11 protein-coding genes and 2 pseudogenes are annotated in these 17,645 nt (G+C 58.4%); 8 read left to right on the forward strand and 5 right to left on the reverse strand.

Going from position 1 to position 17,645, the window contains the following annotated elements:
* Positions 1 to 11: 11 nt before the first annotated feature.
* Positions 12 to 113 (reverse strand): annotated as a pseudogene (locus ACI2JR_RS00460) (hypothetical protein); the annotation flags it as partial.
* A gap of 202 nt (positions 114 to 315) precedes the next feature.
* Here ACI2JR_RS00460 and ppk2 point away from each other — a divergent pair.
* Positions 316 to 1,137 carry a polyphosphate kinase 2 gene (gene ppk2 / locus ACI2JR_RS00465; protein ID WP_132730921.1) on the forward strand — a complete coding sequence of 274 codons (822 nt, stop codon included), beginning with the start codon at positions 316 to 318 and terminating at the stop codon, positions 1,135 to 1,137.
* A 137-nt stretch (positions 1,138 to 1,274) separates the two neighbouring features.
* On the opposite strand, the gene fdnI is transcribed toward ppk2, so the two are convergent.
* Genes fdnI through fdnG form a run of 3 tightly spaced genes read right to left on the reverse strand, consistent with a single transcriptional unit; the run spans position 1,275 to position 5,867 of the window.
* Positions 1,275 to 1,931, reverse strand: a complete 657-nt coding sequence (gene fdnI / locus ACI2JR_RS00470) for a formate dehydrogenase-N subunit gamma (protein ID WP_462477727.1) — start codon at positions 1,929 to 1,931, stop codon at positions 1,275 to 1,277.
* A complete protein-coding gene (gene fdxH / locus ACI2JR_RS00475) occupies positions 1,924 to 2,808 on the reverse strand; it encodes a formate dehydrogenase subunit beta (RefSeq protein WP_462477562.1) in 885 nt (294 codons plus the stop codon). The genes fdnI and fdxH overlap by 8 nt, the downstream gene beginning before the upstream one ends.
* 11 nt (positions 2,809 to 2,819) lie before the next feature.
* Positions 2,820 to 5,867 (reverse strand): formate dehydrogenase-N subunit alpha, encoded by a 3,048-nt coding sequence (fdnG, locus tag ACI2JR_RS00480; protein ID WP_462477563.1) that lies wholly within the window; start codon positions 5,865 to 5,867, stop codon positions 2,820 to 2,822.
* Positions 5,868 to 6,089: 222 nt separating this feature from the next.
* On the opposite strand from fdnG, the gene yddG reads away from it, so the two are divergent.
* Positions 6,090 to 6,968, forward strand: a complete 879-nt coding sequence (gene yddG / locus ACI2JR_RS00485; RefSeq protein ID WP_132730917.1) for an aromatic amino acid DMT transporter YddG — start codon at positions 6,090 to 6,092, stop codon at positions 6,966 to 6,968.
* Between the two features lie 19 nt (positions 6,969 to 6,987).
* Here yddG and ACI2JR_RS00490 read toward each other — a convergent pair whose 3' ends face one another.
* A complete protein-coding gene (locus tag ACI2JR_RS00490) occupies positions 6,988 to 8,478 on the reverse strand; it encodes a SmvA family efflux MFS transporter (RefSeq protein WP_462477564.1) in 1,491 nt (496 codons plus the stop codon).
* Between the two features lie 119 nt (positions 8,479 to 8,597).
* Here ACI2JR_RS00490 and ACI2JR_RS00495 point away from each other — a divergent pair, with 119 nt between their 5' ends.
* The 6 genes and pseudogenes from ACI2JR_RS00495 to narI all read left to right on the forward strand — a co-directional run bounded on the left by ACI2JR_RS00495 (position 8,598) and on the right by narI (position 17,559).
* Complete coding sequence (locus tag ACI2JR_RS00495) at positions 8,598 to 9,179, forward strand: TetR family transcriptional regulator (RefSeq protein WP_462477565.1); 582 nt, start codon at positions 8,598 to 8,600, stop codon at positions 9,177 to 9,179.
* A 294-nt stretch (positions 9,180 to 9,473) separates the two neighbouring features.
* A complete protein-coding gene (locus ACI2JR_RS00500) occupies positions 9,474 to 10,862 on the forward strand; it encodes a NarK family nitrate/nitrite MFS transporter (RefSeq protein ID WP_462477566.1) in 1,389 nt (462 codons plus the stop codon).
* Between the two features lie 61 nt (positions 10,863 to 10,923).
* A pseudogene (locus tag ACI2JR_RS00505) lies at positions 10,924 to 14,664 on the forward strand (nitrate reductase subunit alpha).
* Positions 14,661 to 16,187: a nitrate reductase subunit beta gene (narH, locus tag ACI2JR_RS00510; RefSeq protein ID WP_462477567.1), complete on the forward strand. Its 1,527-nt coding sequence runs from the start codon at positions 14,661 to 14,663 to the stop codon at positions 16,185 to 16,187. The pseudogene ACI2JR_RS00505 and the gene narH overlap by 4 nt, the downstream one beginning before the upstream one ends.
* Entirely contained in the window at positions 16,187 to 16,882 is a 696-nt protein-coding gene (narW, locus tag ACI2JR_RS00515; protein WP_132730911.1) for a nitrate reductase molybdenum cofactor assembly chaperone, read from the forward strand. The genes narH and narW overlap by 1 nt, the downstream gene beginning before the upstream one ends.
* A complete protein-coding gene (narI, locus tag ACI2JR_RS00520; RefSeq protein ID WP_132730910.1) occupies positions 16,879 to 17,559 on the forward strand; it encodes a respiratory nitrate reductase subunit gamma in 681 nt (226 codons plus the stop codon). The genes narW and narI overlap by 4 nt, the downstream gene beginning before the upstream one ends.
* Positions 17,560 to 17,645 lie beyond the last annotated feature (86 nt).

The following is a 17,645-nucleotide window of genomic DNA, read 5'->3' on the forward strand; positions in this document are numbered from 1 at the left end:
GGTAGCGGGCGTACATTAGCAGCGATTTCCGGTAATACGCCCATAATGCCAAATTCCGCCATCCCCAGACCGAAAGTGCCAGGCGCTAACGAAAAAGGGTCTTTTTCATTCAGTTAATTACGTGTTTTTTCTTTTCGGCCGGCATTATTGACCATGCAACTGCGGCAGACCAGACAAAAACCCACGCCGACCCGTTTGTCCATAAAATGGCGACATCCGTACAGGTCTCAGCGCAATGCCTGCCCCAATATTCTCCCCCCGCTTTGCGCTGCGTGATTACACTTCAAAGTACAAGACAAACCGGAGAGGCCAGATATGGGCAACAAAAAAAGCGCCAGAATCATCGCTGAGGTCACGAAAAAAGCGCCGCCGCTGGGTAATAAAACGTACGCCCGGGAGCTGCGAAAACTTCACGTCGAGCTGGTCAAACTCCAGCAGTGGGTGGTCAGCAAAGGGCTAAAGGTGTGTATTGTCTTCGAAGGACGCGATGGCGCCGGTAAAGGGGGCACCATCAAAGCGATTACCGAACGGGTGAGCCCGCGCGTGTTTCGGGTTATCGCCCTGCCGGCGCCCACGGATAAAGAGAAGACTCAGCTCTATTTTCAACGCTACATCCCGCACCTGCCTGCCGCAGGCGAAGTGGTGATTTTCGACCGCAGCTGGTACAACCGGGCGGGCGTCGAACGGGTGATGGGCTTTTGTACTCCGGAGGAGACCGATAAATTCCTCGCCGGGGCGCCGATGGTCGAGCGCGCAATGGTGGAATCCGGCATCATCCTGCTTAAATACTGGCTGGAGGTGACCCCGGCCGAGCAGGAGCGCCGCCTGCGGGACCGCATCGACGATGGCCGTAAGATCTGGAAACTGTCGCCGATGGATATCCTGTCGTTTAACCGCTGGGATGACTACACCCTGGCGCGGGATGCGATGTTCGCCGCGACGGACACCGCGTGGGCGCCATGGTTTGTCGCCCGTTCGGAAGAAAAAAAACGCGTTCGCCTTAATATCATTTCCCATATCCTGTCACAGATCCCTTATAAACGCCTGCCTGGCGAAGCGGTAACATTGCCCAAACGCAAAATTGGCAAAGTTAAGACCACCCATTACCCATTCCGTTATATTGCCGAGCGCTATTAACACGCGCTCTACCGGGGCGTGGCTTTTGCTGCGTCCCGGCCGTTCGGCGCGCGGTTTGGGCGGCAGGTCCTGCGCGGCGCGCAATGCAACGCCAGTGGCGCGACGGTTGTCGCGCCATTATCAAGAGCGCAATCGAACTAGCGGATCCCTTCAGAACTCTCTTTTTTCGCCTCCAGTCGCTCAACGTCACGATACCAGCGCGGATGGTGCTTCTGCGCCCAGCGGCGGCTCACCTTGCCTTCGATCATCCCTTTAATGGAGCCTTGCACCCAGAATGCCATATACATATGGATCAGAATGGCGTGAATGAGGACGATCGCGGATGTTGCATGAATCAGCAGGCTGTAGCGAATGACCTGGATCGGGAAAGCGTGGGCAAAATAAGGACGCCAGATAATCACTCCGCTCACCAGCAGCACGAAAATCATGCTCATGATGGTCCAGAACATCATCTTCTGCCCGGCATTGTATTTGCCGACGCGGGCCACTTTATGTTCATTGCCCTTCAGCACTTCAACGATCCCCTTCAGCCACGGAATGTCCTGCCGGTCCGGAATGTTATGCTGGACAAACCGGACGAACATAAACATCAGCGCGAGGAAGATGCCCACGCCGAAGAACGGGTGCAAAATGCGCCCCATCTGCGGCGTACCGAAGGTTTCCGTCAGCCATTGCAGCGTCGGGAAGAAGAATGAAATCCCCGACAGCGCCACCAGGAAGAAGCAGATCACCACCGTCCAGTGGCAGGCGCGGTCGATAAACTTCGTGCGCACGATCGTTTTCGATTTATTCATCATGCTCTTCCTCCTCATCATCCACTTCCTTGTTAGGACCAATCCCGATGTAGTGATAAATCAGCCCGGCAAAGGTGGCGATGAAACCGGCGGCCGACAGCGGCTTAAGCGCCCCCTTCCACAGATTGATGCTGGTGTCGATCTTCGGCTCATTCGGCAGATTGTGGTATAGCGCCGGCTGGTCAGCGTGGTGCAGCACATAGATGACGTGCGTCCCGCCCACCGCCTGCGGGTTATAAATGCCGGCATGCGGGTAGCCACGGGCTTTCAGCCTGGCGACCCGCGCCTCGGCCACCTCCAGCATCTCCCTGCGGCTGCCGAAGTGAATCGCGCCGGTGGGACAGGTTTTCACACAGGCCGGCTCCTGGCCCACGCTGACGAGGTCCACGCACAGGGTGCATTTATAGACCCGGTTATCCTCTTTATTGAGGCGCGGGACGTTAAACGGACATCCGGCGATGCAGTAGCCGCAGCCGATACAGTTTTCCTGCTGAAAATCGACGATACCGTTGGCGTACTGGATAATCGCCCCGGCGGACGGGCAGGCCTTCAGACAGCCCGGATCCTCGCAGTGCATGCAACCGTCCTTGCGGATTAACCACTCCAGCCTGCCGTTCGCCTCGGTTTCGCTAAAGCGCATCACCGTCCAGGATTTGGCGCTTAAGTCTGCGGGGTTATCGTAAACCCCGACGCAGTGCCCGACCTCATCGCGGATATCATTCCACTCTGAACAGGCCACCTGGCAGGCTTTACAGCCTACGCAGGAGGTGACATCAATAAACTTGGTGACTTCAGCCTTATCGTCCCGCGCGCGCGGCGCGGGGGTTAGCGGATTCGTCGCGGAGCGTTTAAGAATGTCTTGTGTTGCCATCGCCATGTTATCGCCCCTTACGCTTTCTCGATGTTGACCAGAAACGCCTTATACTCCGGCGTCTGCGAATTGGAATCGCCGACGTTCGGCGTCAGGGTATTGGCGATATAGCCTTTACGCGCCACCCCTTCAAAACCCCAGTGCAGCGGAATGCCGATGGTTTCCACCTGCTGCCCGTGAACGTTGAGGGTTTGCAGACGGCGGGTGACCACCGCCACCGCGCGAATAAAACCGCGCTGGCTACTGACCGTCACCCGATCGCCGTTGGCAATCCCTTTCGCCTGCGCCAGCCCTGCGCTGATTTCGACAAACTGTTCCGGCTGCGCAATGGCGTTGATCCGCGCGTGCTTGGTCCAGGTGTGGAAATGCTCGGTCAGGCGATAGGTGGTGCCGACATACGGGAACTTGTCCTTCTTGCCTAAGCGCAGCCTGTCTTCCTCGTAGATACGCACGACCGGGCTGGAAATCACGTTCGGATGCAGCGGGTTGGTGCCCAGCGGCGTCTCCATCGGTTCGTAATGTTCCGGGAACGGCCCTTCCGCCAGCTTGTCGAGGGCAAACAGACGCCCCAGACCTTCCGGCTGCATAATAAAGGGCCCGGTCCGGCTTCCCGGCGGCGCGGTGTTGAAGTCCGGGATATCGTTCCCTTGCCACTTCACACCGTTCCACTGGATCAGCATCCGTTGCGGATCCCACGGTTTGCCGTTAATGTCCGCCGAGGCGCGGTTATAGAGGACGCGGCGGTTCAGCGGCCATGCCCATGCCCAGCCCAACGTATTGCCGAGGCCTGACGGGTCGGCGTTATCGCGGTTAGCCATCTGGTTACCCTGCTCAGTCCAGCTGCCGGTGTAGATCCAGCACGAAGAGGCGGTTGAGCCGTCGTCACGCAGCTGTGCAAAACTGCTCAGCAGCTGGCCTTTTTTCGCCACCCGCGTCCCGCTGGCGTCATAAAGATCCTCGAGCGCGTAGCCGTTATTCTCCCTGGCGACCTCTGCCGATTCCGGATGCTCCGGCTGCCTATAGTTCCAGCTCATGGCCAGCAGCGGTTCTGCGCCTTTCCCGCCTTCGCGGCGATACATCTCGCGCAGACGGTGGTAGATCCCGGCGAGAATTTCACCGTCATTACGCGCTTCGCCTGGCGCATCCTGCCCCTTCCAGTGCCACTGTAGCCAGCGCCCGGAGTTGGCGATGGAGCCATCTTCTTCGGCAAAACAGGTAGACGGCAGGCGGAACACTTCGGTCTGAATCTCAGCGGAATTGACGTCGTTCGACTCGCCGTGGTTCTGCCAGAAGGTAGAGGTTTCCGTCACCAGCGGGTCGATAACCACCATGTACTTGAGCTTACTCAGGCTGCGGACGACTTTGTTTTTATCCGGGAAGGAGGCCACCGGGTTAAAGCCCTGACAGATATAGCCGGTGACTTTCCCGCTATCCATCATGTTGAAGTACTTGATGACGTCGTAAGCCTGATCCCATTTCGGCAGCCAGTTAAAGCCCCAGTCGTTCTCCTGGCGCGCCGCATCGCCGTAGAACGATTTCATCAGGCTGACAAAGAACTTCGGATAGTTGCTCCAGTAGTTCACCTGTTCGGCCAGCGTCGCTTTTGGCGTACTGGCGGCAAGATAGGTTTGCAGATCCGCCTGTTTATCCGACGGCAGACTCAGGTAGCCGCTCAGGCTGGTCGAGAGCAGACCTAAGTCGGTCAGCCCCTGGATATTGGAGTGTCCGCGCAGCGCGTTGACGCCGCCGCCCGCCATCCCCATGTTGCCGAGCAGCAGCTGAATCATCGCCATGGTGCGGATGTTCTGCGCCCCGACGGTGTGCTGCGTCCAGCCCAGCGCATACAGGAAGGTGGTGGTCCGGTCCGCCGCGCTGGTCGCGGCCAGGACTTCGCAAACCTTCAGAAAGTCCGCTTTCGGCGTCCCGCAAATGTTCTCCACCACTTCCGGCGTGTAGCGGGAAACGTGCTGTTTTAGCAGGTTCCACACGCAGCGCGGGTGCGTCAGGGTTTCATCGCGTCTGGCGAAGCCGTTTTCGTCAAACTGGTAGTTCCATGATGATTTATCGTACTGGCGTTTTTCAGCGTCATAGCCGCTGAACAGGCCATCGTCGAAGGCAAAATCCTCGCGTACCAGCAGATTGGCGTTGGTGTAATGCTTAACGTACTCCGCATTAATTTTGTTATTTTCGATCAGGTACAGCAGAACGCCCGACAGGAAGGTAATGTCGGTACCGGAGCGGATCGGCGCATAGATATCGGCCACCGATGCCGTGCGCGTAAAGCGCGGGTCGACGACGATCAGCGTCGCGTCGTTATTGTTTTTGGCCTCCATCGCCCAGCGGAAACCCACCGGATGGGCTTCAGCGGCATTGCCGCCCATCACCACCACGACGTTAGCGTTTTTGATATCAACCCAGTGGTTGGTCATCGCACCGCGACCAAATGTTGGAGCAAGACTTGCTACCGTTGGTCCGTGTCAAACGCGCGCCTGGTTATCTACCGCCAGCATGCCGAGAGAACGCACAAATTTTTGCGTCAGCATACCGGTTTCATTACTGGCTGCGGAAGCACACAGCATCCCGGTGGAAAGCCAGCGATTGACGGTAACGCCCTGCTCGTTTTTCTCAATAAAGTTGGCGTCGCGGTCGGTTTTCATCAATCTGGCGATACGGGTGAACGCCTCATCCCATGAAATGCGCTGCCATTTGTCCGAGCCTGGCGCGCGGTATTGCGGATAACGCAGACGGTTTTCACTGTGGACATAATCCAGCAGCCCCGCGCCTTTCGGGCACAGCGTGCCGCGGCTGACCGGATGATCCGGGTCCCCTTCGATATGATAAATGGCTTCTTTCGCGTTCTTCGCGCCGTCGCCGAGGCTATACATTAATAGCCCGCAGCCCACGGAGCAGTATGTGCAGGTGTTGCGGATCTCTTTGGCGCGCAATAATTTGTAGTTACGCGCCTGAGCCAATGCCATTTTGGGTGCGAAACCCAATGCAGCAGCGGTTGTTCCGGCCATACCGCCTGCGCAGATTTTAAAAAACCTTCTGCGGCTGACGTCCATTGATTTTCTCCATGCTGGATGCTTGTTCATCGCCAGGGAAACTAACAGCAATGTCCCTGATTTTTTTGCGTCAAATCAATGTCGAAAACGGTCGCCCCCTTAATAGTCAAGGTCACCGGGTTTCCTTACTCACTTGGTATTAAGCCACGCGGAAATTAGGGGCCAGCGGGAATGAAAAAGTGTTATAAATCGACTCTTGATTGCAACAGGTGTCAGGTTTGAATGGAAAAGAAAAAAGCCACGCTGACCGGTCTCGTCGCCATTGTATTATGGAGCACAATGGTCGGTTTAATACGCGGCGTCAGCGAGGGGTTAGGCCCGGTGGGCGGCGCGGCAATGATCTATACCCTCAGCGGTTTATTACTGCTGGCGACCGTCGGTTTTCCCCGCCTGCGCCAGATGCCGCGCCCCTATTTAGCGGCGGGCAGCCTGCTGTTCGTCAGCTATGAAATTTGCCTGGCGCTGTCGCTGGGATTTGCCGGCAGCCGTCAGCAGGCCATTGAAGTCGGAATGGTCAATTATCTGTGGCCCAGCCTGACTATTTTATTCGCGATTCTCTTTAACCGGCAACAGACCAACTGGCTGGTGCTTCCCGGCTTATTACTCGCTCTTCTCGGGGTTTCCTGGGTATTAGGCGGCGAACACGGTTTGAATATTGCGGAAATTACCCGCAACGTCGTTTCCAGCCCCCTGAGCTATATTATGGCGTTCATCGGCGCCTTTATCTGGGCGAGCTATTGTACGGTAACCGCCAAATATGCCCGGGGTCACAACGGTATCACCCTGTTTGTTTTATTAACCGCCCTGACGCTGTGGCTGAAGTTTCTGTTCAGCGAACAGCCGCCGATGGTGTTTAGCTGGCCGGTGGTGATTAAGCTGGTAATGTGCGCGGTGGCGCTGGGGTTCGGCTATGCCGCATGGAACGTGGGTATCCTGCATGGCAACGTCAGCCTGCTGGCGGCGGCTTCGTACTTCACGCCGGTGCTCTCCTCGGCGCTGGCGGCGATGCTGCTGAGCGCCGCGCTGTCATGGCCATTCTGGCAGGGCGCCGGTATGGTCTGCGCCGGCTCCCTGCTCTGCTGGTACGCCACCCGACGTTAGCCGGGATCGCCGCCGGCGATCAGTTCATCGCCGGCGCTTTCGCCAGGCTGCGCCAGATCCCCGCGGCCAGCAACAGCAGCAGCACGCCGGCGGTAGCCAGCACGGTGCTGTGGGCGTTGATAAAGGCGCTTTTCGCGGCGTCAACCAGCGCCTGCGCCGGAATAGCCGGCATCGTGTGCGCCAGCGCAATCGCCTCGCTAATAGACGATGACGCCTGCGTCGCCGCGTGCCCGTCAACCCCCGCGGGTAACACTATCGACGAACTGTAGCTGCGGGTCAGGATCAGCCCGAACAGGGCGATCCCCAGACCTGCTCCCAGCTCATAAGCCATCGTTTCAATCGCGCCCGCCGCCGCCGCTTTCTCTTTCGGCGCGGCCGCCATAATCGCCGCTCCCGACGCCAGTAAGGCGCTGGCGACGCTGAAACCTAACAGGATCATGAATCCCCATGCCTGCCACTGCTGGGTGCTAAAGTCGGTCATCGCCAGGCCAAGGAAGCTGAATGAGCTCAGCAACATGCCGCCGGTCGCCACCTGGCGCAGCCCAAGCCGCGAAACCATCACCCCGGCAATGGGGCCGCTAAAGCCGCTGGCCACCATCAACGGCAGCATAAACAGCCCGGCTTCAAACGGCGTTTTACCGTGGACGAACTGCAGCTCCTGCGCCATCAGCAGTTCAAACCCGACCAGGGTGATCAGCGCGGTCATCGCCATCATCACGCCGCTTAAAATAATGCGATGGGTGAACAGGCGCATATCCACCATCGGCGTCGCGGCGCAAAGCTGCTGACGAACGAAGCGCACCAGCAGCCCGGCGCCAGCCAGCGCCACCAGCCCGCTGATCCACGCGGCCATCTGCCCTTTCAGCGCCGTTTTGGCGCTGAATACCAGCATCAGGATCGCGGCAATCAACATGATGGCCTGCATAAAATTGAGCGGCTGTTCGCGACGCGCCGGCTGACGCGGCACCATCCGGGCGCAGAAGGCGATCACCGCCAGCACAACAGGGACGTTTATCAGGAACACCGATCCCCAGTAAAAATGCTCCAGCAGCACCCCGCCGACCAGCGGGCCGAAGGCGGCTCCGCCGGAGCCAATCGCCGCCCACAGGCCAAGGGCCATATTTCGCTGGCGCGCCTGCGCGAAGGTGTTGCGAATCCCCGCCAGCATTGCCGGGACGATCATCGCCGCGCCTATCGCCAGCAGCGCGCGGGCGGCAATCAGCGCCTGCGCGCTGGGCGACAATGCCGCCGCCAGCGAAGCCACGCCAAAAATCGCGCTCCCGAGCAGCAGCAGGCGTTTAAAGCCAATTTTATCGCCGAGCGCGCCCATCGGCAGCACCATACCGGCCATCACTAATGAATAAATATCAATGATCCACAGCAGCTCATTGCTGCTGGTCCCCAACGACATGCTAAGCGTGGGCGCGGCGACATGCAGCACCGTGGCATCGATCGCCACCGGAACATAGACCAGTAAAATCGCCACCAGCGTTAACCATTGCCGAGACATACTCCATTCCTCAAGTTTGCAAATTGGACACGTGTCCAGGATTGCGATCCTGCCGGATTGTTGAACAACTGTCCAACTTTTTGTTACTATCGATGCAAATCACGGCTTAGCGGGGCAATATGCATTATTTGAATCGGGAAGCGCGGCGGGAAGTCATCCTGCAGGCGGCTATGCGCGTGGCGTTGCAAGGGGGGCTGGGGGCGATGACGGTACGCCAGATTGCCGCTGAAGCGGGCGTCGCCACCGGACAGCTGCACCACCACTTCGCCTCCATTGGCGAGCTCAAAGCCCAGGCCTTTGTCCGCCTGATTGGTGAAATGCTGGATATCCAGCTGGTGGACGACAACGCCAGCTGCCGCGAGCGGTTGTTCTCGATGCTGGGCAGTGAAGATGGTCGCCTGGAGCCCTACATCCGCTTGTGGCGCGAGGGGCAACTGCTTTCCGGCAGCGATGACGACATCAAGGCGGCCTACCTGCTGACCATGTCGATGTGGCACGAGGAGACGGTGAAGATTATCCGTATTGGCAGCGAATCCGGCGAATTCCACCCCGGCGATAGCGCGGAAAATATCGCCTGGCGTTTAATCGCTCTCGTCTGCGGTCTGGACGGCATTTACGCCCTCGGTATGAAAGCGTTCGACGAGAGTGTGTTTACACGTTATATAAACTATTATATAACGCTGGAGCTACTGCGCCCGTAATCCCTTTGCCATCGCCATGGCAGAATCATCAGCATGCGCCGCCGCGGCGGGCCTGTCGCTCCGCCTGAGGCCTGAGGATCCGCCCACCACCTCGCGAACTGAATCACATTTAATTTACATTTTGTAACAAATAATAATCACCTATTGCCAATGGGCTTTCTTCTGCCGTCTTTTTTTTATCTATTCTTCAAACATTACAATAATTAAATCAGCCAGCCTTAATCGCCTCTTCTGCTTAATTTGCTGTTTTCTCATATTTAATTTTTCTTTGGTTACGGTTCATTCGAGGGCAATATGTCAAGAGAAAATGAGAAAGATAATCATTACCTTTTAACCGACTGGAGACCCGAAAACCCGGCATTCTGGGAAAATAAAGGAAAAGCCATTGCCCGAAGAAACCTTTGTATTTCAGTCGCCTGTTTATTACTTGCCTTCTGCGTCTGGATGTTATTCAGCGCCGTGGCGGTTAATCTCAATAAAGTCGGATTTAATTTCACTACCGATCAGCTTTTTTTATTAACCGCGCTGCCTTCGCTGTCCGGGGCGATATTACGGGTGCCCTATTCTTTCATGGTTCCTATATTTGGCGGGCGCTACTGGACGGTATTCAGTACCGTTATATTAGTGGTTCCCTGCCTGTGGTTGGGGATCGCGGTACAAAACCCGGCAACGCCATTCTGGACATTTATTATAATCGCCCTGCTATGCGGATTTGCCGGGGCCAACTTTGCCTCCAGCATGGGGAACATCAGCTTTTTCTATCCGAAAGCGAAGCAAGGCAGCGCCCTCGGCGTTAACGGCGGCCTGGGCAACCTCGGCGTCAGCGTGATGCAGCTGCTCTCGCCGGTGGTCATCTTTTTGCCGATCTTTACCTTTCTCGGCGTACGCGGCGTCGATCAGCCCGACGGGTCGAGCCTGTGGCCAGGTAACTCACCGCTGATCTGGGTGCCGCTGCTGCTGGCTGCCACCGTTGCCGCCTGGTTCGGCATGAACGACATCGCCGGCGCCAGAACCGCGATCCGCGATCAGCTCCCGGTATTAAAACGCCCGCATATGTGGCTGCTGAGCCTGCTTTATCTCGCGACTTTTGGCTCGTTTATTGGCTTTTCGGCAGGCTTCGCCATGCTGGCCAAAACCCAGTTCCCGGACGTCAATATCCTTAAACTGGCCTTCTTCGGGCCGTTTATCGGCGCGCTGGCCCGCTCTTTCGGCGGCATCATTTCCGACCGGCTGGGCGGCGTCCGGGTGACGCTGGTTAACTTTATGCTGATGGCGCTGTTCAGCGGACTGCTGTTTCTGACCTTACCCGGCTCGGGCGCCGGTAGCTTCCTCGCCTTTTACATCGTGTTTATGGGGCTGTTTATCACCGCCGGTCTTGGCAGCGGCTCCACCTTCCAGATGATCGCCGTGATCTTCCGCCAGATGACCATCGATAGCGTCAAGCAGCGCGGCGGAAGCGATGAGCAAGCCCAGCGCGAAGCGGTAACCGATACCGCCGCGGCGCTGGGTTTTATTTCCGCCATCGGCGCCGTCGGGGGCTTTTTCATCCCCAAAGCCTTTGGCACCTCCCTGGCAATGACCGGTTCGCCGGTTGGCGCGATGAAAGTGTTCCTGATCTTTTATGTCGTTTGCGTGCTGGTGACCTGGCTGGTCTACGGCCGCCGCAGGCCCGCCGCGAAATAAACAGAAAAAATGCTGAGCAGTGTAACCCCGGGGGCTCCCGCCTCCGTCAGGAGATAATGTCATGAGCAAACTACTGGATCGCTTTCGCTACTTTAAGCAGAAAGGCGAAACCTTTGCCAACGGCCACGGCCAGGTGCTGGACACCAACCGCGACTGGGAAGATAGCTACCGCCAGCGCTGGCAGTTCGACAAGATAGTCCGCTCCACGCACGGCGTGAACTGCACCGGCTCCTGCAGCTGGAAAATTTATGTCAAAAATGGGCTGGTCACCTGGGAAACTCAGCAGACCGACTATCCGCGCACCCGTCCGGACCTGCCCAACCACGAACCGCGCGGCTGCCCGCGCGGCGCCAGCTACTCCTGGTATCTCTACAGCGCCAACCGCCTCAAGTACCCGCTGGCGCGCAAACGGCTGATTGAGCTGTGGCGCGAGGCGTTGACCCGGCATCCGGATCCGGTGGCGGCCTGGGACAGCATCATGCAGGATCGGCAACAATGCCTTAGCTACAAGCAGGCGCGCGGTAAAGGCGGCTTTATTCGCTCGACCTGGCAAGAGCTAAACCAGCTGATTGCCGCCGCCAACGTCTGGACCATCAAACGGTACGGCCCGGATCGCATTGTCGGTTTCTCGCCGATTCCGGCAATGTCGATGGTCTCTTATGCCGCCGGGACCCGCTACCTGTCGCTGATTGGCGGCACCTGCCTGAGCTTCTACGACTGGTACTGCGACCTTCCCCCCGCCTCACCGATGACCTGGGGCGAGCAAACCGACGTGCCGGAATCCGCCGACTGGTATAACTCCAGCTACATCATCGCCTGGGGCTCTAACGTGCCGCAGACCCGGACGCCGGACCCCCACTTTTTTACCGAAGTGCGCTACAAAGGCAGCAAAACCATCGCCATTACGCCGGACTATTCGGAAGTGGCAAAACTGTGCGATCAGTGGCTGGCGCCGAAACAGGGTACCGACTGCGCGCTGGCGATGGCGATGGGCCATGTGATCTTAAAAACATTCCATCTCGATAACCCCAGCGACTACTTCCTCAACTATTGCCGCCGCTACACCGACATGCCGATGCTGGTGATGCTCGATAGCCGGGATGACGGTAGCTGGGTGCCGGGACGCATGGTGCGCGCCTCCGACCTGCTCGATGGGCTGGGCGAAAGCAATAACCCGGAGTGGAAAACCGTGGCCTTTAACGTTAGCGGGGAATTAGTCGCTCCCAACGGCTCCATCGGTTTCCGCTGGGGCGAAAAAGGGAAATGGAACCTCGAACAGCGGGCCGCCGGGCAAGAGACCGAACTCACGCTTTCGTTGCTGGATCTCAAAGATGAGGTCGCTGCGGTGGGCTTCCCCTATTTTGGCGGCAATGAGAACCCGCATTTTCGTAGCGTGCAGCAGCAGCCGGTGCTGGTCCATCAGCTGCCGGCCAAACGGCTGACCCTGGCTAACGGCGAGCGCAAACTGGTGGTCAGCGTCTATGACCTCGTGCTGGCCAACTACGGGCTCGATCGCGGTCTGAATGACCAAAACGCGGCGCAAGATTTCAGCGAGGTCAAAGCCTACACCCCGGCCTGGGCCGAACAGATTACCGGCGTGCCGCGCCGACACATAGAGCAAATTGCGTGGGAGTTTGCCGACACCGCGCATAAAACCCACGGTCGGTCGATGATTATTCTCGGCGCCGGCGTCAATCACTGGTACCACATGGACATGAACTACCGCGGGATGATCAACATGCTGGTGTTCTGCGGCTGCATCGGGAAAAGCGGCGGCGGCTGGTCGCACTATGTTGGTCAGGAAAAACTGCGCCCGCAGACCGGCTGGCTGCCGCTGGCCTTCGCCACCGACTGGAACCGCCCGCCGCGTCAGATGAACAGCACCTCTTATTTTTATAATCACTCCTGTCAGTGGCGCTATGAAAAGCTGACCGCGCAGGAGCTGCTCTCCCCGCTGGCGGATGCCAGTCGCTTCACCGGCCATCTGATCGATTTCAACGTACGCGCCGAACGGATGGGCTGGTTGCCTTCCGCGCCGCAGCTGAACGTCAACCCGCTGACCATCAAACAGCTGGCGGACGCCGCCGGGCTATCCCCCGCCGACTACACCGTCCAGGGGTTGAAATCCGGCGCTATCCGCTTTGCCTGCGAGCAACCGGATAGCGGTAAAAACCACCCGCGGAATATGTTTATCTGGCGCTCCAACCTGCTGGGCTCCTCCGGGAAGGGCCATGAGTATATGCTCAAATATCTGCTCGGTACCGACAGCGGGATTCAGGGCGATGAGCTGGGGGCGACGGATGAGGTGAAACCGGAAGAGGTGGAGTGGCAAACCGCCGCCATCGAGGGCAAACTCGACCTGCTGGTGACCCTCGACTTTCGCATGTCGAGCACCTGCCTGTTCTCCGATATTGTCCTGCCGACCGCCACCTGGTACGAAAAAGATGACATGAACACCTCGGACATGCATCCGTTTATCCACCCGCTCTCCGCCGCCGTCGACCCGGCCTGGGAGGCCAAAAGCGACTGGGAGATTTATAAAGAGATCGCCCGGGTCTTTTCGACGGTTTGCGTCGGCCACCTGGCGAGCGAAAGCGATGTGGTGCTTACCCCCCTCCAGCACGATTCCGCCGGCGAGCTGTCGCAGCCGTTTGAGGTGGTGGACTGGCATAAAGGCGAGTGCGATCTGATCCCTAGCAAAACCGCGCCGGCCATCGCCGTGGTTGAGCGCGACTACCCCACCACCTACGAGCGTTTTACCTCCCTGGGACCGCTGCTGGATAAACTCGGCAACGGTAGCAAAGGCATTACCTGGCAAACCGATGACGAAGTCGCGTTCCTCGGCAAGCTGAATTACGTCAAACCCGACGGCCCGGCAAAAGGCCGCCCGCGGATCGACAGCGCCATCGACGCCAGCGAGGTGATCCTCAGCCTGGCGCCGGAGACCAACGGCCAGGTGGCGGTCAAGGCCTGGCAAGCGCTCGGGCAGTTTACCGGGCGCGATCATACCCATCTGGCCATCAACAAAGAAGATGAGAAGATTCGCTTTCGCGATATTCAGGCCCAGCCGCGCAAAATCATCTCCAGCCCGACCTGGTCCGGTCTGGAAAGCGAGCACGTCTCCTATAACGCCGGCTACACCAACGTCCACGAGCTGATCCCCTGGCGCACGCTCTCCGGCCGCCAGCAGCTGTATCAGGATCACCCGTGGATGCGCGCCTTCGGCGAAAGCCTGGTGGTCTACCGACCGCCGATTGATACCCGTAGCGTCAGCCATATGCATGAGATTCCGCCGAACGGCTTCCCGGAAAAGGCGCTCAATTTCCTTACGCCGCACCAGAAATGGGGGATTCACTCCACCTAAAGCGAAAACCTGCTGATGCTGACCCTGTCGCGCGGCGGACCGATCGTCTGGCTCAGCGAAACCGACGCCAGAGAGCTTGGCATTGAAGATAACGACTGGATTGAGGCCTTCAACGCCAACGGCGCGCTGACCGCCCGGGCGGTGGTCAGCCAGCGCGTTCCCCCCGGGATGACCATGATGTACCACGCTCAGGAGCGGATTATCAACATTCCGGGTTCCGAAGTGACCGGGCGTCGCGGGGGGATTCATAACTCGGTGACCCGCATTTGCCCCAAACCAACCCATATGATCGGCGGCTATGCCCAGCTGGCCTACGGCTTTAACTACTACGGCACCGTCGGCTCCAACCGCGATGAGTTCATCATAATTCGCAAAATGAAAAACATTGACTGGCTGGATGACGAAGGTCGCAATCAGATACAGGAGGCGAAAAAATGAAAATACGCTCGCAAGTCGGCATGGTCCTGAACCTCGACAAATGCATCGGTTGCCACACCTGTTCGGTCACCTGTAAGAACGTCTGGACCGGTCGCGAAGGTATGGAATATGCCTGGTTCAACAACGTGGAGACCAAACCCGGCATCGGCTACCCGAAAAACTGGGAAGACCAGGAGGAGTGGCAAGGCGGCTGGATCCGTGGGATCACCGGCAAGCTGACCCCACGCCTCGGCAATCGCGTGGGCGTGCTGGCAAAAATCTTCGCTAACCCGCAGCTGCCGGGCATCGACGACTACTACGAACCCTTCACCTACGATTACCAACATCTGCATACCGCGCCGGAGAGCCAGCATCTGCCTACCGCCCGCCCCCGTTCGCTGATCAGCGGCAAGCGGATGGAGAAAATCAGCTGGGGCCCCAACTGGGAAGAGCTGCTCGGCGGCGAGTTTGCAAAGCGCGCCCACGACCGCAACTTCGAGGCCATGCAGAAGGAGATGTATGGCCAGTTCGAAAACACCTTCATGATGTATCTGCCGCGCCTGTGCGAACACTGCCTTAACCCGAGCTGCGTCGCCACCTGCCCGAGCGGCGCCATCTATAAGCGCGAAGAGGATGGCATTGTGCTGATCGACCAGGATAAATGCCGCGGCTGGCGGATGTGCATCAGCGGCTGTCCGTACAAAAAAATCTACTTCAACTGGAAAAGCGGCAAGTCGGAAAAATGCATTTTCTGCTATCCGCGGATTGAATCCGGCCAGCCGACGGTCTGTTCGGAAACCTGCGTCGGACGTATTCGCTATCTTGGCGTGCTGCTGTATGACGCCGATCGGATTGAAGAAGCGGCCAGCACCGAACATGAGACCGACCTCTATGAACGTCAGTGCGATGTGTTCCTCGATCCGCACGACCCGGCGGTCATTGAAGAAGCGCTGCAGCAAGGGATCCCGCATAACGTCATCGACGCGGCGCAGAAATCCCCGGTCTATAAGCTGGCGATGGAGTGGAAGCTGGCTCTGCCGCTGCCCCCGGAATATCGCACCCTGCCGATGGTCTGGTACGTTCCGCCGCTGTCGCCGATTCAGTCCGTCGCCGATGCGGGCGGCCTGCCGAATAACGGCAGCATCCTGCCCGCCGTCGAAAGCCTGCGCATTCCGGTCCAGTATCTGGCTAATCTGCTGAGCGCGGGCGACACCGGCCCGGTGCTGCGGGCGCTGAAACGGATGATGGCGATGCGCCACTATAAACGTTCGCAGACCGTGGAGGGGGTAACCGATACCCGGGCGATTGAAGAGGTCGGATTAAGCGTTGAGCAGGTCGAAGAGATGTATCGCTACCTCGCCATCGCTAACTATGAAGATCGCTTTGTCATCCCCACCAGCCACCGTGAAATGGCGGAAGACGCCTTCCCGGAACGCAACGGCTGCGGCTTTACCTTCGGCGACGGCTGCCACGGATCGGATAGCAAATTCAATCTGTTCAACAGCCAGCGTATCGATGCGATCAACATCGGGGAGGGAGACTAATGCGGATCCTCAAAGTCATCGGTCTGCTGCTGGAGTACCCGGATGATCTGCTCTGGGACAACCGCGCAGAGGCGCTGGAACTGGTCCGCGCCGACGCGCCGGCGCTGCTGCCGTTTGTCGAGCCGCTGCTGGCCGCCCCGCTGCTCGATCGCCAGGCGGAATGGTGCGAAGTCTTCGAACGCGGACGGGCCACCTCGCTGCTGCTGTTTGAGCATGTGCATGCCGAATCCCGCGACCGCGGCCAGGCGATGGTTAACCTGATGAATCAGTATGAACAGGCCGGTTTACACATCGGCTGCCGCGAGCTGCCTGACCATTTGCCACTCTATCTGGAGTACCTTAGTACCCTCCCGCGGCAGGGCGCGCAGGAGGGGCTGCAAAACGTCGCGCCGATTCTGGCGCTGCTCGGCGGGCGGCTAAAGCAGCGGCGCTGCGCATATTATCAGCTGTTTGACGTGCTGCTGGCGCTGGCCGGCAGCAAACTCAATAGTGACAGTGTCACCAGACAGGTGGCGGGTGAACAGCGCGATGATACCCGCCAGGCGCTGGATGCGGTGTGGGAAGAGGAACAGGTGAAATTTATCGAAGATAACGCCACCGCCTGCGACAGCTCCCCGCTGCAAAACTATCAACGTCGCTTTAGCCAGGACGTCGCGCCGCAGTACGTCGACGTCCGTGCCGGAGGCCCGAAATGATACAGTACCTGAACGTCTTTTTTTACGATATCTATCCGTATCTGTGCGGTACGGTGTTTCTCATCGGCAGCTGGCTGCGCTATGACTACGGTCAGTACACCTGGCGCGCCTCCTCCAGCCAGATGCTCGATAAACGCGGCATGGTGTTATGGTCGAATCTGTTCCACATCGGCATTCTCGGCATTTTCTTTGGCCACCTGTTCGGCATGTTGACCCCGCACTGGGTTTACTCGTGGTTCCTGCCGATGTCGCAAAAGCAGCTGATGGCAATGATTCTCGGCGGCGTTTGCGGCGTGCTGACGCTGGTCGGCGGCGCGGGGCTGCTGATTCGCCGCCTGACCAACCCGCGTATTCGCGCGACCTCATCGACAGCGGATATTCTGATTCTGTGCATTTTGCTGCTTCAGTGCGCGCTCGGTCTGACGACGATCCCCTTCTCCGCTCAACATCCGGACGGCAGCGAAATGCTCAAGCTGGTGGACTGGGCGCAGGCGGTGGTCACCTTCCACGGCGGCGCCTCGGCGCATCTGGATGGCGTGGCGTTTATCTATCGCATTCATCTGGTGCTGGGGATGACCATCTTCCTGATCTTCCCGTTTACTCGCCTGGTGCATGTCTGGAGCGCGCCGATAGAATATTTGACCCGCCGCTACCAGCTGGTGAGAACCCGACGCTGAATATTTTACCTCCCTCTCTGTCAGCCCTTATGGGCTAACCATCAGCCTCCGCGCCAGGAGGCTGATGCTTTTAAAACAGGAGGTGC

Origin of the sequence: Klebsiella sp. NPDC088457 (assembly GCF_044900465.1) — a bacterium.
Lineage (GTDB): Bacteria > Pseudomonadota > Gammaproteobacteria > Enterobacterales > Enterobacteriaceae > Klebsiella.

Coding starts and splice junctions, on each gene's coding strand:
- fdnI (WP_462477727.1), bottom strand. CDS start 1,931: ATGAATAAATCGAAAACGATCGTGCGCACGAAGTTTATCGACCGCGCC.
- narW (WP_132730911.1), top strand. CDS start 16,187: ATGCGGATCCTCAAAGTCATCGGTCTGCTGCTGGAGTACCCGGATGAT.
- narI (WP_132730910.1), top strand. CDS start 16,879: ATGATACAGTACCTGAACGTCTTTTTTTACGATATCTATCCGTATCTG.
- ACI2JR_RS00500 (WP_462477566.1), top strand. CDS start 9,474: ATGTCAAGAGAAAATGAGAAAGATAATCATTACCTTTTAACCGACTGG.
- ACI2JR_RS00495 (WP_462477565.1), top strand. CDS start 8,598: ATGCATTATTTGAATCGGGAAGCGCGGCGGGAAGTCATCCTGCAGGCG.
- ACI2JR_RS00490 (WP_462477564.1), bottom strand. CDS start 8,478: ATGTCTCGGCAATGGTTAACGCTGGTGGCGATTTTACTGGTCTATGTT.
- narH (WP_462477567.1), top strand. CDS start 14,661: ATGAAAATACGCTCGCAAGTCGGCATGGTCCTGAACCTCGACAAATGC.
- yddG (WP_132730917.1), top strand. CDS start 6,090: ATGGAAAAGAAAAAAGCCACGCTGACCGGTCTCGTCGCCATTGTATTA.
- fdxH (WP_462477562.1), bottom strand. CDS start 2,808: ATGGCGATGGCAACACAAGACATTCTTAAACGCTCCGCGACGAATCCG.
- ppk2 (WP_132730921.1), top strand. CDS start 316: ATGGGCAACAAAAAAAGCGCCAGAATCATCGCTGAGGTCACGAAAAAA.